The sequence below is a fragment of the Streptomyces sp. AJS327 genome (assembly GCF_013450295.1).
GTDB lineage: Bacteria > Actinomycetota > Actinomycetes > Streptomycetales > Streptomycetaceae > Streptomyces.
In genome coordinates this window covers 278,756-293,277 of the sequence record NZ_SKBR01000001.1, presented here as the reverse complement: position 1 = coordinate 293,277, position 14,522 = coordinate 278,756, and the positions used below count along the sequence as shown (strand labels likewise).

6 protein-coding genes and 1 pseudogene are annotated in these 14,522 nt (G+C 73.4%); 4 read left to right on the top strand and 3 right to left on the bottom strand.

Translation table 11 applies throughout. The features are described from left to right. Window positions 1-759 precede the first annotated feature (759 nt). Window positions 760-3,168 carry a UvrD-helicase domain-containing protein gene (locus E0L36_RS01050; protein WP_219636063.1) on the bottom strand — a complete coding sequence of 803 codons (2,409 nt, stop codon included), beginning with the start codon at window positions 3,166-3,168 and terminating at the stop codon, window positions 760-762. Window positions 3,169-3,924: 756 nt separating this feature from the next. Further along, window positions 3,925-4,776, bottom strand: a pseudogene (locus tag E0L36_RS01045) (uroporphyrinogen-III synthase); the annotation flags it as partial. A gap of 499 nt (window positions 4,777-5,275) precedes the next feature. Between E0L36_RS01045 and E0L36_RS01040 the strand changes: the two are divergent. Beyond that, window positions 5,276-6,454, top strand: coding sequence for a glycosyltransferase (locus E0L36_RS01040; protein ID WP_180926964.1), 1,179 nt, complete (start codon window positions 5,276-5,278; stop codon window positions 6,452-6,454). A gap of 203 nt (window positions 6,455-6,657) precedes the next feature. Here the strand turns inward: E0L36_RS01040 and E0L36_RS01035 are convergent, their stop codons facing one another. Further along, window positions 6,658-7,446: an acetoin reductase gene (locus E0L36_RS01035; protein WP_180926963.1), complete on the bottom strand. Its 789-nt coding sequence runs from the start codon at window positions 7,444-7,446 to the stop codon at window positions 6,658-6,660. Window positions 7,447-7,987: 541 nt separating this feature from the next. Here E0L36_RS01035 and E0L36_RS01030 point away from each other — a divergent pair. From E0L36_RS01030 to E0L36_RS01020, 3 genes are all read left to right on the top strand, one after another. Beyond that, entirely contained in the window at window positions 7,988-9,379 is a 1,392-nt protein-coding gene (locus E0L36_RS01030) for an NAD-dependent succinate-semialdehyde dehydrogenase (protein WP_180926962.1), read from the top strand. A gap of 538 nt (window positions 9,380-9,917) precedes the next feature. Beyond that, a complete protein-coding gene (locus E0L36_RS01025; protein WP_180926961.1) occupies window positions 9,918-12,140 on the top strand; it encodes a hypothetical protein in 2,223 nt (740 codons plus the stop codon). A 497-nt stretch (window positions 12,141-12,637) separates the two neighbouring features. After that, window positions 12,638-14,173: an ABC transporter substrate-binding protein gene (locus tag E0L36_RS01020; RefSeq protein WP_180926960.1), complete on the top strand. Its 1,536-nt coding sequence runs from the start codon at window positions 12,638-12,640 to the stop codon at window positions 14,171-14,173. Window positions 14,174-14,522 lie beyond the last annotated feature (349 nt).

Here is a 14,522-nt window from a genome sequence, read left to right as displayed (position 1 = left end):
ATTGACTGATCGTGCCACCTACCATCCGGTACGCGGTAACGGGTCCACTCATCACGGAAAGACCCTTTCACCATACGAGAGCCCTCCCCCTCCCCGTGCCCCCACCGGTCCCGAGCGGCCCTTCGATGGCTCCCGGCACCCCTCGGTGGCCCCGGTCGCCGTCAGCCACAGCGCGCGGGCGCGACCCCGGTCGGGCGGCGGGGGGCGTGGGTTGGAGGATGGGCGACCGGAGGACGGGAGCGCGCCACGGCGCGAGGGACGGACCACACGGTGGTGGGAGAGCGCGGGCCCGGGGAACCGGAGGAGCCCGGGGAGCCGCGGAGTCCGGAGGAGCCCCGGAAAGGCGAGAGCGCGGCGGCGAACGCGACGGGACCCCCCGCCGTGGCGGAGGGTCCCGTCGCCCGGCTGAACCGGGAGGTCAGGACACCGACCCGCCAGCTCGCCTCGCGGCAAGTGGTCGCTCGTAGCGACAATGGTTGGGCCCGGGGGCATGGATCGGGCCGGTGCCGTCTCCACAGTAACAAACGCCCCCCGGAAGGCGATTCCACGCGATGAGCGGTTTCCGGCACCCCCTCCGACGGCTCTTCCGGGGCCCTCCGGGCGCCCCCTTCCGGGGTGTCCGAGCGCCCCCTTCCCGGCCTCCCCTCGGGGCCTCGCGAGGGGTGCCGCGGGTGCGTGCCGTCCCGCACCGGACCGCGCGAACCGGGTCCCGCAACAGGGCTCCACCGGGCCGCCGAGGGTGGGCCCAGCGGGGTGCGGTCACTCGCGGAGCAGGTCGGGGACGCCCTGCTCGTCGGGGACGTCTCCGGGGCCGGAGAGCACCGTCAGACGGAGGGTGGCGCGGGTCAGCGCGACGTACAGCACCCGCAGACCGGCCGGGGACTCGTCCGCGATCTCGGCCGGGGAGACCACCAGCGTCGCGTCGTACTCCAGGCCCTTGGCCTCCAGACTGCCGAGCGCCACGACCCGGTCCCCCAGCCCCGCGATCCACGTACGGGCCTCCGCCCGGCGGCCCATCGCCACCACGACGCCGACGGTGCCGTCCACCTCCGCCAGCAGCTCCGCCGCCGCCTCCCGCACGTCCGCGCCGGGGTCGACGCCCAGTTCCCGGAAGCGGGGCTCAAGTCCGGTGCCGCGTACGGCGCGTGGCGGCACGGACCCCGGCATCGCGAGGGCCAGCACCCGGTCGGCGAGCGCCGCCACCTCGGCGGGGTTGCGGTAGTTGACGTTCAGCTCGAAGCGCCGCCGGGGCCGCTTACCCAGTGCCTCGTCCCGCGCCCGAGCCGACTCCTCCGGGTCCGACCAGGAACTCTGCGCCGGGTCCCCGACGATCGTCCAGGTGGCCTGACGGCCACGGCGCCCGACCATGCGCCACTGCATCGGGGTCAGGTCCTGCGCCTCGTCCACGATGACGTGCGCGTAGTCGGACCGCTCCTCCTCCAGGCGTTCGGCACGCTCCGCGCGGGGACGGTCGCGGTCCGCGAAGGTGGTCAGCTCCTCCAGCCCGGTGAGCTGGTCGAGCGGGTCCACCTCCCGGCGCCGGGGGCGGGCCGGGGGGCCGAGCTGCACGTTCAACTCGTCCAGCAGCGCCACGTCGTGCACCGAGAGCGGACCCTCCGGCCCGGCCGCGCCCGCCCGGGAGCCGTCGGGCCCCGACGTACTAGCGCTGTCCGTCCCGGAGCTGTCCGTACCGGCACTGTCCCCGCCAGAACTGGCCGTCCCCGTGCTGTCCGTTCCGGCGAAGCGGCGGAGGGAGCGGGCCAGGCGGCGCACCTCGTCCGGCTTCAGCACCCGCCGCGCCCAGCGGGAGAGCAGCCGCTCGTCGGCCATCGCGGCCAGGACGGTGCGCGGGTTCAACTCGGGCCACCAGGCGTCCAGGAACTCCAGGAAGGAGTCCTCGGTGGACACGTCCTCGTCGAAGCCCGAGCGGGCCTCCGCGATCAGCTCGGGGTCGGTGTGGCGGCGCCGGGCCCCGGACTTCTCCCAGAGCGCGTCCAGCAGCAGCTTCCGCGCGCGCGGCCGCATCAGGTTGACGGGGGCGGTGCCGCCGAGTACCTGGCGGCGCACCGCGCGCAGTTCGTCCGCGTCCAGCTCCACCCGGGAGCCGAAGGCGACCACCCGCAGCCGGTCGGGAAGGCCACCACGGTCCAGCGCTCCGCGCGCCGCCCGGCGCAGCACCGTCACCATGCGCGCCGAGCCCTTGATCCGGGCCACCGGCTGCTCGTCGTAGGCGGTGGCCTCGGCTCCGACCGCGTCGGCGGCGAGCGACCCCAGGGCGCGGATCACGACCTGGCCCTCCTCCCCCAGCGAGGGCAGCACGCCCTCGGTGTAGGAGACGAGCAGCGGCGTCGGGCTGACGATCAGGATGCCGCCCGCGTAGCGCCGCCGGTCCTGGTAGAGCAGGTAGGCGGCGCGGTGCAGCGCCACCGCGGTCTTGCCGGTGCCCGGGCCGCCCTCGACCTCGGTCACCGACCCGGCCGGGGCCCGGATCACGAGGTCCTGCTCGGCCTGGATGGAGGCGACGATGTCCCGCATGGTGTGGCCGCGCGACCGCCCCAGCGCCGCCATCAGGGCACCGTCCCCGACGACGGGCAGCTCGTCGCCGCGCAGCCGGGGCGTGAGTTCGGGGCGCAACAGGTCGTCCTCGACGCTCAGCACCCGCCGCCCCTTGCTGCGGATCACCCTCCGCCGGACGACGCGGCCGGGGTTCAGCGGGGTCGCGCGGTAGAACGGCGCGGCGGCCGGGGCGCGCCAGTCGATGACGAGCGGGGAGTACTCGGCGTCCAGCACCCCGAGACGGCCGATGTGCAGGGTCTCCGCGATCTCGGCGGTGCCGTCGGGCGCCACCGCCTCGTCGGCGGGGTCGACGGACGTGTAGGCGCCGTCCGGGCCGCGTACGCCGTCGCGTCCGAGCAGCAGGTCGATCCGCCCGAAGAGGAAGTCCTCGAACTCGCTGTTCAGCCGGTTGAGGTGCACCCCCGCGCGGAACACCTGCGCGTCCCGCTCCGCGAGCGCTCCCGGTGTCCCGACCTGCGCCCGCTTGGAGGCGTCGTCCATGAGGAACTCCGCCTCGTGGATCTTCTCCCCCAGTCTCCGGTACACCCGGTCGAGGTGCTTCTGTTCCTCGTGAATCTCCCGGTCCCGGACACTGTCGTGCTGCGCTCCCAACGCGGCGATCCCCTTCTCGTCGCTGAGCCACGGCCGGACGGTTTCAGCCGGGCCCGGTCACCCGTGGCACGTACCGATGCGCCGAACGGCAGCCGGGGCGGACCCGCCCCCGACGGTGCCGGACCGACCGCGCCGTCCGGCGTCGAAACCGCCGGATACGGCCTGGGCAGCCGTCTACCGTACGCGACCGGCGCGCACGGCGCACGCACAGCACGCGCACAACGTGAGCACACACGGGCGGCGCTCACCGCGCGAGGTACGCCGGCGACGGTCCGCGAGGCGGCCTCCCCGGTCACGCCGCACCGGCCGCGCACGGTGCGGCGCGGCGTCGCCCGGTCCCGCTCCGCGTATCGCCAACCGGAACGCCGCTGCCGCCCCGTACCGTGCCGACCGGCCGCCTGCCCGGCCCCGCCCGGCCGAAACCAGCCGGATACCGCGAGCGACACACCCGCGGCCGCCCCACGAACGCGAGGCCGCGCGGCGAGCCACGGCGCCCCGCGCGGCCGTGGGCCGAGACGGGGGGCGGGACCCAGGAGGGTGCTGGACGGGTCCACAACGGCGGTGGCGGCGTGGGGAGTTCGGGAGCCACGGGAGTTGGGGAGCCACAGGAGTTCGGGAGCTACGGGAGTTCGGGAGCCGCGCGGGTCGGGGAACCGCGTGGATTGGACAGCCGCGCGCGTCAGGGCGAGCTGGATATGGCGCGAGCCGGGTGCGTCCGGGAACCGCCGCGTTCGGAAACCGCTGCGTTCGGGCTCACAACCGGCGTGCTCGGCCGGTCAGTTCGGCGCAGAGCAGGTCCACCATCGGGGCCAGTCGGTAGCGTTCGGGCTGGAGGCTGGGCACGCCCCGCCGCTCCAGTGGCGCCGCGGTCACCGGGCCGACGCAGACGGGCAGCGTCCCGTCCCGCAACGCGGTCAGCAACTCCGGTAGCAGGCCCCGGTGTTCGGCACGGTCCAGCAGTGAGACCACCGCCGGGGCACTGGTGAACGTGAGGGCGTCCACAGAGCGGGCGAGCACCGCGTCGGTCAACTCGTCGACGGGGCCCGGGTCGTGTGGGGGCAGCCAGCGGTACACCGGCACCGGTAGCACCTCGGCCCCGGCGGCGCGCAGCGCCTCCTCGACGTCCGGCACCGGTTCGCCGTGCAGTTGGAGGGCGATCCGGCGGCCGGACACCCCCTCCTCCAGCAGCCGGTCGACGACCTCGGCCAGCGACTCCGACGCCGGGGACCACCGCTCACGCAGTCCGGCCGCGCGGACCGCGCCCCGCACCTTGGGGCCGCGCGCCAGCAACTCCGCCTCGTCCAGCCGCTCCAGCAGGGCGGACCCCACGCCCCAGCGCTCCGCCACGGTCATCCAGCCGCGGAAGCCCACGGCGGTGGTCGCCACCACCACGTCCGGCGGAGTGTCCAGCAACTCCCGTGTGCGGGCGAGCAGTTCGGTGTCGTCGTCGAGTGGGACGGTACGCAGTGCGGGGGCCCGGACCACCTCGGCGCCGCGCCGCTCCAGCAGCGCCACCAGGTCGTCGGCACGGCGCGCCGCGGTCACCCCGACCGTGTACCCGGCCAGCGGTCCCGTCCCGGCCCCGCCCGGACCGGAGCGCCCGCTCACCCGTCCCCGGCCGGCGCCACGTTCCCCGGCCGAGCCGGGCCCGGGTGCCGTCCCGGACCCGGGCCCGGTTTCGGGCCCGGTGCCGTGATCGGGCCCCGACCCGGTTCCGGTGCGGGGTCCGGTTCCGGTGCCGGTTCCGTGGTCCCGTCCGTGGGCCTCGTCCCCGGTGCCGGGGGCGTTCGGGGTATCTCCGGCCTCGTCAGCTGGCATCGTCACGTCCGTTTCCCTTCCGGTCTGCCTCCGGTCTGTCCCCGGTCCGGCTCTGGTCCGGCTCTCGTCCGGTGTGGGGCGCACCGGTGTCCCGGCCGCGGCCTCGACCGTACCGGCGGGGCCCGTCCCCGGTGCCCAGGACGCGGACGGGCGGCCGCCGAAGGGCAGACGCGGTCGGGCGCGGTACCGCTGGCGGGGGCCCGGGGCTGCGGGGAGGGGCGGGTGCCACGGGCGCGGCCGCCGGAGTCCGGCTGGGACGGGGCGGCGGTCGCCTACTAGGGTGCCCCGGGTGACTCAACCCGCTTCCCCACCCCCGGGCACCTTCCGACTCGTCGTCTCGGGAGGAGGTACCGGCGGGCACACCTATCCCGCGCTCACCGCGATCCGTGCGTTGCAGGCCCGACTGGCCGCCGAAGGACGGGCGTTGGACGTCCTGTGGATCGGCACGCCGGAGGGGCTGGAGGCCCGCGTCGCCCCGGCCGAGGGCATCCCCTTCACGACCGTCGCGACGGGCAAGATCCGCCGGTCCGCGAACCCGCTGAAGATGGTCTCCCCCGCGAACGTCAGGGACATGGCCCGGGTGCCGCTCGGTGTCCTCCAGGCCCGGAAGGCGATCCGGCGCTTCCGCCCCAACGCCGTTCTGGCGACCGGTGGTTACGTCGCCGTCCCGGCCGGACTGGCCGCCCGGCTGTGCAGGAGTCCGCTGGTGCTGCACGAGCAGACCGTCCGACTCGGGCTGGCCAACCGGAAGTTGGCCGGGTCAGCGGCGCGCATCGCGGTCTCCTCGGAGTCGACGCTGCCGCTCCTGCCGGAGGCCGTACGGTCGGCGGCGGTCGTCACCGGCAACCCGGTGCGGCCGGAGGTCCTGAGCGGCCACCCGGAGAAGGCGTTCGGCGCGCTCGGGCTGAACGGTTTCGACCGGCGGCTCCCCACCGTCTACGTCACCGGTGGCGCACAGGGCGCGCGGCAGATCAACGACATGATCCGGGACGCGTTGCCGTGGCTCACCGAGCGCGCGAACGTCATCCACCAGTGCGGCCCCGCGAACGTCGAGGAACTGCGCGCGGGTGCGGCGGCGCTCCCGCCGCGACTCGCCGGGCGGTACCACCTCACCGGGTTCGTCGGCGCGGAACTCCCCGACGTCCTGGCGCTCGCCGACGTCGTGGTCTCCCGCAGCGGCGCCGGTACCCTCGCGGAGCTGACCGCGCTCGGCAAGCCCGCCGTGTTCGTGCCGCTCGCCTCCGCCGCGGGCAACGAACAGGCGCACAACGCACGGCACTTGGAGGAGGCGGGCGCGGCCGTCGCGCTCACCGGGGACGTGGACGCGAACCAGCTGTGGAACGCGCTGGGGCCGCTGCTCGACGATCCGGCGCGGCGCGTGGCGATGGCGGAGGCGGCCCGGGCGCACGGTCGTCCGGACGCCGCCGAGCGGCTGGTCGACGTGGTGCTGTCCGCCGCGACCAACTGACGTACGGGAGGGGCTGGTTCCCCTCCACCGAGCCGTGAGGGCGCGTCTCCACACGGCTGTGGGGGCGCGTCCCCACCCGGCCGCGCGGAGGCTGGCTGGCATCCAACCACCGTGTGTCGCACGGTGGTTGGGCGTCGCCGCTCCGGGCGGAGGGGGCGGGCCGGGCGAGGCGACTCGGGGCGGAGGGTGTGGACCGGAGCGGGTCAGCGGTAGATCATGCCGCCGTCGATCAGCACGGACTGTCCCGTCAGGTAGCCCGCGTCCCTTCCGACCAGGAAGGACACCAGCCCGGCCACGTCCTCCGGCGTCTCGACGCGGCCGAGCGCGATGCCCTCCGCGTACTTCCGCATGGTGGCTCCGCGCTCAAGTCCGTTGTATCTGCTCATCAGTTCGTCGATGGTGTCCCACATCGAGGTGCCGACGATGCCGGGGCAGTAGGAGTTGACGGTGATGCCGTCCGCCGCGAGTTCCTGGGCCGCCGCCTGCGTCAGCCCCTTCACCGCGAACTTCGTCGCCGAGTAGGCCCCGAGCATCGGGAAGCCGGACTGGCCCGCGATGGAACAGGCGTTGACGATCCGGCCGCGCACGCCGAGTTCCCGGAACTTCCGCGCCGCCGCCTGGATGCCGAACAGCACGCTGGCGACGTTGACGCTCAGGATCTGGTCGAACTCCTCGGGCGTCACCTCGGAGAGCGGTTTGACCTGCGCGATCCCCGCGTTGTTGACCATCGCGTCGAGACCGTGCAGCTGCCCCGCCGTCTCCTCCACGGCCTCGAACACCTGCCGCTGGTCCGAGACGTCCGCGCTGATGACCGTGGCTCCCTGGCCGAGCGTGCGCACCCGGTCCGCGAGATTCTCCGCCTCGTTCCGCTGGGAGGCGAGATCGACGATGCCGATATCGAATCCGTCCGTTGCCAGCCGTAGCGCTATTCCGTGGCCGATGCCCTTCGCGGCCCCGGTCACCAGGGCCACCCGCCGCCGTTCCGTGCTCATTCTCGGCTCCTTTCCCGTTCCTTTCGCGTCCGCGCTCCGATCGTTTCCCGCCGCGCCCTTCCGCCCCTTTCAGCCGGTTTCCCCCGGTTTACTTCCGGCTTTCCTCTTCCGTCGGCTCGCCGCCGCCTTCCGGTGCCGTCACGCACGCGGCTCAGACCGTTCCGTACGGTATGGGGCGGTGGATTCCTCACGGAGTGGACAAGGGTTTCCGTCCAGGACTGGACAAGGTTTCCGTCCGGCGCTGACCCGGGGTACCCCGGGAGCGGGCGATTACCCTCGCCGTCGCCGCCGGCTGGTCTCTCCGTCATTTCCCGGCATTCGCCCGCCGGGCCCCGGCGGGCACCCGCTGAACGCCCGGCGGGGAGCCAGCTCCCGTCCCCGGTGGTGATCAGAGCCCGGGGAGTCCAGGCTGGGGGAACGGATCGGCCGCTGGCGGGTGTGGGTCACCGGGACAGGGAAACCCGCTCCCCCACGGGGTCGATGTGCCGCGCATATCGCGCCCCCGGAACGCTGAACCGAGAACCGCCGGGCGGAGGACGACATGGGTTACGCGACCATCAACCCGTACACCAACGAGACACTCGCGAGTTTCCGGGGCCTCTCCGAGGCCGAACTGGAGGAGCGGGTGGCGCGTGCCGACTCCGCCTCCCGGTTCTGGGCCGAGTCGTCCTTTCCGCAGCGCGCGAAGGTCGTCCTGCGCGCGGCGGGAATGCTGCGGGAGTACAAGGACGACTACGCGCGGCTGCTCACCCTGGAAATGGGCAAGCTGTACCGGGAGGCGCTGGACGAGGTACGGCTCAGCGCGGAGATCCTGGAGTACTACGCGAACAACGCGGAGGACTTTCTGGCGCCGGAGACGCTGAGTGTGGCGAGCCCCGACGAGGGCGAGGCCCGGGTCGTCAGCGAGCCGATGGGGGTGCTGCTCGGAATTCAGCCGTGGAACTTCCCCTACTACCAGCTGGCGAGGTTCGCGGCGCCCAACCTGATGGCGGGCAACGTGGTGCTGGTCAAGCACGCCTCGATCGTTCCGCAGTCGGCGGGCGCGGTGGAGCGGCTGTTCCTGGAGGCGGGCGCGCCGGAGGGCGTGTACACCAACCTGTACGCCAGCAAGGAGCAGGTCAACGCGCTGATCGCGGACGACCGGGTGCAGGGGGTGGCGCTGACCGGCGGGGAGGCGGCCGGAGCGGCGGTGGCCGGGGAGGCGGGCAAGCAGCTGAAGAAGAACACCCTGGAGCTGGGCGGGAGCGACGCGCTGATCGTGCTGGCCGACGCGGACGTGGACCGGACCGTGGAGTGGGCCCGCTGGGGACGGATGAACAACTGCGGGCAGAGTTGCGTCGCCGCGAAGCGGATCATCGTGGTGGAGGAGCTGGCCGACGAGTTCCTGGTCAAACTCCGGGACGCGCTGGGCGCGTTGCGCGCGGGCGACCCGTTCGACGAGGAGACCACACTCCCGCCGCTGTCCTCGCAGCAGGCGGCGGACACGGTACGGGAGCAGGTACGGGAGGCGGTCAACGGCGGCGCCACGCTGATCAGTACGGGGGCGCGGGTGCCGGAGCGCGGCGCCTTCGTGGAACCGGCGCTGCTGACCGACATCGACGAGCGGAACCCGGTCTACGACCAGGAGATCTTCGGGCCGATCGCGATGTTCTTCCGGGTGCGGGACGAGGACGAGGCCGTGCGGCTGGCGAACGACTCCAGCTTCGGGCTGGGCGGTTCGGTGTTCACCTCCGACCCCGCGCACGGGGAGGAGGTGGCCCGGCGGATCCACACCGGCATGGTGTTCGTCAACCATCCGACGTGGACCAAGGCGGACCTCCCGTTCGGCGGTACCAAGCACTCCGGGTACGGCCGCGAACTGTCCGAGTACGGCATCCACGAGTTCGTCAACAAGAAACTGATCAATGTGGTGCCGATTGACGGCGCCCCCTGAGACCGCCGCGCGGAGGGAGTACGGAACGGCCTGAGGGCCTCCGCGCGGCCGGACACCCCCGGGGCTCACGGCCCCGGGCGAGCGGGCGGGTGTGCGACCCCGCCCGGCGGCCCCCCGCGAGCGGGCGGAGCCGGTGGCACCGGACCCGACGATCCCCCGCACGTGGGCGGAGTCGGCCCCACCGGGGCGGTCGACCGGTGGGGCCCGCGCACCCCACCGCCCCCAGCCCCATGACTCCCGGCCCAACGGCCCCCAGTCCCACGGCTCCCAGTCCCACGGCCACCCCACGGCTCCCAACTCCCCGCCGGGCTCCCGGTCGCCACGCCCCGCTCCCGTACACGGGTCCGCGCCCCGGCGGCCGACGGCCGCCGCAACCCCAACTGACCGCCGAATCGCAACAGTTCGACCGCCGAACGGTCCCGGCACGGTGACAGTTCACGGCCGACCGCCCCGCTCCGTAGCGCCCCACTGGCGCGCGCCCCTACGATGCGGGCGCTACCCCTGCGACATGACGGACCGACGGGGACGGGGAAACGGGATGGTCCATCTCTGCGGGTACCACAGCCTCCTGGACGAATTCGTACCGGCGCTCATCGGCCTGGAACGCCACGGGAACGCGCTGCTCGACAGCCCCTTCCCGAACGGTCCACCCGTCATCCAGCTCACCGGCGGGGTGGGCGCGGGCAAGAGCGCGCCGCTCGCCGCGCTCCAGGCCAGCTACCGCGACCGGATTCCGGCCGCGCTGCTCGATGTCGGGGCGCCGTCCGTGACCCTTCGGCGGGACGGCCCGTCGAGCGCGTTACCGGTGCCCGGGGCGGTCCACCGGCTCGCCCGTGACGTGGCCGCCAGCGTGCCCGGACGGCGCGGCGTACCGTTCCCACGCTCCCAGATCGGCCTGCTGGTCATGGCCAGATGGCACGCGGTGAGCGACACCAGTAACCCTCAACTCAACGCCGCCGAAACTCAGTTGGCGTCCCTCTTAGAGGACCAGAACGTCAGGGACGGGATGCTGCGTGGGCCGCTGCGCCGCTGGCTTGAGCTGCTGCCCGGCGTGCTCCAGGACGTCTTCCCGATGGTGCCGTACCTGGGGAGCGTGGCCTCGACCGCCGTGCAGGTCGTACCCGAGCTGCACCAGAGAGGCCGCACCGGCGGGCGGACCGTGGAGTGGTGGGGAGAGCAGCTCACCCCGTACTTCCAGGGCGGTCCGCTCGAAAAGCTCGCGCGCTTCCTGTTCACCCTCGAAGCCCCGGAGGGCGACCCGGACTTCGCGGATGAACTGCTCTTCCGGGCATTACTCGCCGACATCAGCGCGCACTACGGGCAGCTACGCCGCTGGAACAAGCTCCCCCGGCCACTGCTGATGCTCGACAACACGCACACCGAGACCGGGGACCGGCTCACCGCCGCGCTGCTGCGCGCCTACGCGGCGCCCTTCGACACCGGCACCCTCACCAGGCCGGTCATCCTCCTCACCGCGCTGGGCGACCCGTCCGGACTGACCAGCGCCGAGCAGGTCGCGGAGGCCGGGAAGCAGTGGGCCGGACAGCCCGCCCACGACACCTCGCCCGGACGGTGGTTGCTGCCGCTGGCGGCGCCCCAGCTGTCCCGGCACCAGGTCCGGCAGATGTTCCCCACGAACCGTCCGCCGTCGACCCACGCGACCGGGATCATCCAGCGGCGCTGCGGGGGACGGGCGGGCAGCATCCACGCGATGGTGACCGTGCTCCGCGAACCGCCGCGGGAGGGGACCACGCGGGAACAGCAGGAGCTGGCCGCGGTCCGGGCGCTCGCCCACCACCTGGTGCGGAACCAGGAGGCCCGGGAGTGGCTGCCGTTGCTCTCGGTGGCCCTGGACGGATCGGCGGCGAAGGCCCTCTGGCGGGAGTTCCACGACGGGCTGCCGGACACACGGCCGGACGACGGGCGGAACGCACGGCCGGACGACCGACCGGACGGCGAGCCCGACGACGGACCCGACGACGGACCGGGCGACGGACCGGAGGACGGACCGGCTGGCGGTTCGCACAGCGAGTCCTGGGAGCGGAAGGCACTGACGCTGCTGCCGCGCGAGGACCACTGGCAGCAGGAGAAGCCCTGGCCGGGGCTCGGAAGCGACACACCACTGGTGCGGGACTACACCGTCCGCACGGCCTTCTCCCAGCTGCTCGCCGCCGACGACCCCGACCTCTGGGCGCGGGCCCACCGTCGCGCCCGCGCCGTCTACTGCTCCGACCAGCGGGACCCCGGCCCTTTCGGCACGCGCGAGCACTCCGTCCAGTGCCTGCACCACACCCTGGCGTTGGGCGACCGGCACGCCGTGGTCTGCGCCCTGCACACGAAGTTCGCGCGGCGCGTACCGGAGGAGCAGCGCGCGCCGGAGGAGCAGCGCACGCCGGAGGAGGAGCGCCGGGCGGAGAAGTGGCTCTCCGACCTCCAGATCGTGTGCGCCGCACCACGGCCGCCGAGCGGGATGCTGACGGACGCCGAAGCCAACGCCCCCGGCGAGAGCGGACGTTGCTCGGCGTGCGTGCACGAGAGCGACCGGGGACCGCACCGGGTGATCGCCGCTCTCGTCGACCTGCTCTGGTCGTTCTCCGCACCGGACACCGTCCCCGACGTGGACGAGATCGAGACCTTCGGGCAGAAGCTGATGTACCTGGCTGGTGTCCCGGCGGGCAGCCAGACCTACACCCGCGCCGCGCACGCCTGGACGCGGTCCCTCGTACACGGCGTCAAACCACCGCACCTGCCGCGGCTCTAGCCCGGCTGCGTCCGCACCACCCTCCGCCCCGGCACCCGGCCACGGCCCACCCCGGCGCCCACGGCTCCGGCCAGCACCGCACGGCACGGCACCACCGCACCAGCACGCACCGGACCGCACCACTCGTACCAACCGCTCGCACGCCCGCGCCGAGGAGCACCGCTCCGGACGACACGGACGGGCACACACGGGCACGGACACCGCCCCAAACGGGCAGCCACACCGCACCGTTCGGGCATCCATACGGGCAGAAAAGCGCAACGGCACCGGCACGTACGGGCACCAGCGCAACGCCGTACGGGCACCGGCCGCCGCACCACGGGCACGAACCGCACACCGTACGACCGGACACGGGCACGTGACCGTCCGGACCCGGGCACGGCCCACCCGTTCTCCGGGCACGGCCCCACCGGACGCGCGACGCCCCGGCACCACGGGGCAGGAACGCGTCGCGGCCCGAGGTCCGCTGGCGTGGAGAGGACGTGGAGAGGAACGGCATGGCGCGGAACACACGGAACACCTGGACCCTGCCCCCGCGCGGCGCGGGGCCACTCACCAAGGGCGCGCTCTACCTCGTCCTGCTACTGGCCCTGGGCGCCGGGACGTTGGTCGCCCACGACCGACTCACCGACGTCGCCTGCGCGCCGGGCGTCGAGGAACGCGACGGCGAGTGCACGGGCGTCACCGACGGCGGCTACACCTTCGGTGAACTCACCGACGTCAGCGCCCGGATCAAGCGCGAGAACGACCGGGTGACCGGCGACGACGCGCCCTACGTGACCGTCGCCATGATGATCCCGATGACCTCCGGCGAGAACGCCCCGCGTCGCCGGGCCGCGACCGAAAGGCAGATACAGCACGAGGTACAGGGCGCCTACCTGGCGCAGCGCGCCGCCAACCGGTCCGCGCGGCCCGCCATTCGGCTCGTCCTCGCCAACCCGGGGGTGGGCAGCGCCCACTGGCGGCCCGTGGCACGGCAGTTGAAGGAGATGGCCGAGGACGGGAAGCACCGGCTGCGCGCGGTGGTCGGCTTCGACCTGAGCGAACGCAACACCGGGGAGGCCATCCGCCACATGACGGGGAAGCTGGGCATCCCGGTGGTCGGCGGCCCGATCAGCGCCGACTCGCTGACCACACCGGGGTTCAGCCGGGTCGTCCCGTCCAACCGGGACCAGGCCGCGGTGCTCACCCGCGACCGCGACATGCGGGACGCCTTCCTGGTCGAGGACGTCCGCCCGGGCGACAGCTACGTCCGCACCCTGCGCGAGGCGTTCGAGGCCAAACGCTCCGCGGGGGCGCTGGAGTCCGAGCAGTACACCTCGACCCGGCGCGGCGACGACGACCGGACGCTGGCCGGGGACTTCCAGAACATCGTGCAGAACATCTGCCAATCCGGCAGCGACACCGTGTTCTTCGCCGGACGCCCACCCCAACTCCGGCTACTGGTCGAGAAACTGGGCGACCAGCCGTGTGAGAACACCGGCAACACCTTCCGGATCATCACGGGTTCGGGAGCCTCGACCGTCGACTCGTACGTGCCGAAGGACAGGACCGACGAGTGGCGCAAGGCGCTGAAACGCGTCACCGTCGAGTACGCCTCGGTGGCCCACCCCGACGCCTGGAAGACCTCCGACGCCCCCGAGGCACGGAGCGCCCGCAAGGAACTCGCGGCGCTGCGCGTGGCGGCCAGCAAACTGAAGGGCGCCAGCCTGACCGACTCCCGCCTCATGACCACCTACGACGCGGCCCGCACCGCCATCACCTCCATCCGTCTCCAGTCGGACAACGGACGCCGGACACCCCGGCTGGACGAGGTGTGGGACGGCTGGCGGCGGCTGAAGAACGTGGACAAGGTCCCCGGGGTCAGCGGCTGGATCTGCCTCGACAACACCGGCAGCGCGCACAACAAGGCGGTGCACGTCGTACGGCTCAACCCGGAGTGGGAACAGGGCCAGAGCAAGATCACCCTCGTCCGGGTGGCCTGGCCCGACGGCAAGCCCTCCCCCTCCACCTGCACCGCCCCCAGCCGCTGACCGCGCCCCGACTCCCGCCGCGCCGGGCTCACTTCGGACGCCGTGGCCGGGCGGTCGGGCGCCCGGCGAAGCGGAGGCGGGCCACCGGGCTGTCGGCTGTCGGGCGTCGTGCTAACGGCCCATCCCCAGCGGAGCGGCCGCGCGTGGAGGTGCACCACGATCCGGCGCTGGCCGAGCCGTTCACCGACGCGTACGAGGCGACGTGGTGGCGCGCCGTTCCGCACACGGAGCGTTCTCCAACCTCACGCCGATGCGTGGTGAAGGGCGAAAGCAGCCATCACCACATCGGTGATGCGGTTGGTTCCACAGTGGAGCTTTCGCGGGAGGCGCCACCCCTTGGGGATGGCAA

Excerpts from the sequence above, each read along its gene's own strand:
- E0L36_RS01035 (WP_180926963.1), bottom strand. The coding sequence starts at position 7,446 with ATGAGCACGGAACGGCGGCGGGTGGCCCTGGTGACCGGGGCCGCGAAG.
- E0L36_RS01020 (WP_180926960.1), top strand. The coding sequence starts at position 12,638 with ATGGCGCGGAACACACGGAACACCTGGACCCTGCCCCCGCGCGGCGCG.
- E0L36_RS01025 (WP_180926961.1), top strand. The coding sequence starts at position 9,918 with ATGGTCCATCTCTGCGGGTACCACAGCCTCCTGGACGAATTCGTACCG.
- E0L36_RS01030 (WP_180926962.1), top strand. The coding sequence starts at position 7,988 with ATGGGTTACGCGACCATCAACCCGTACACCAACGAGACACTCGCGAGT.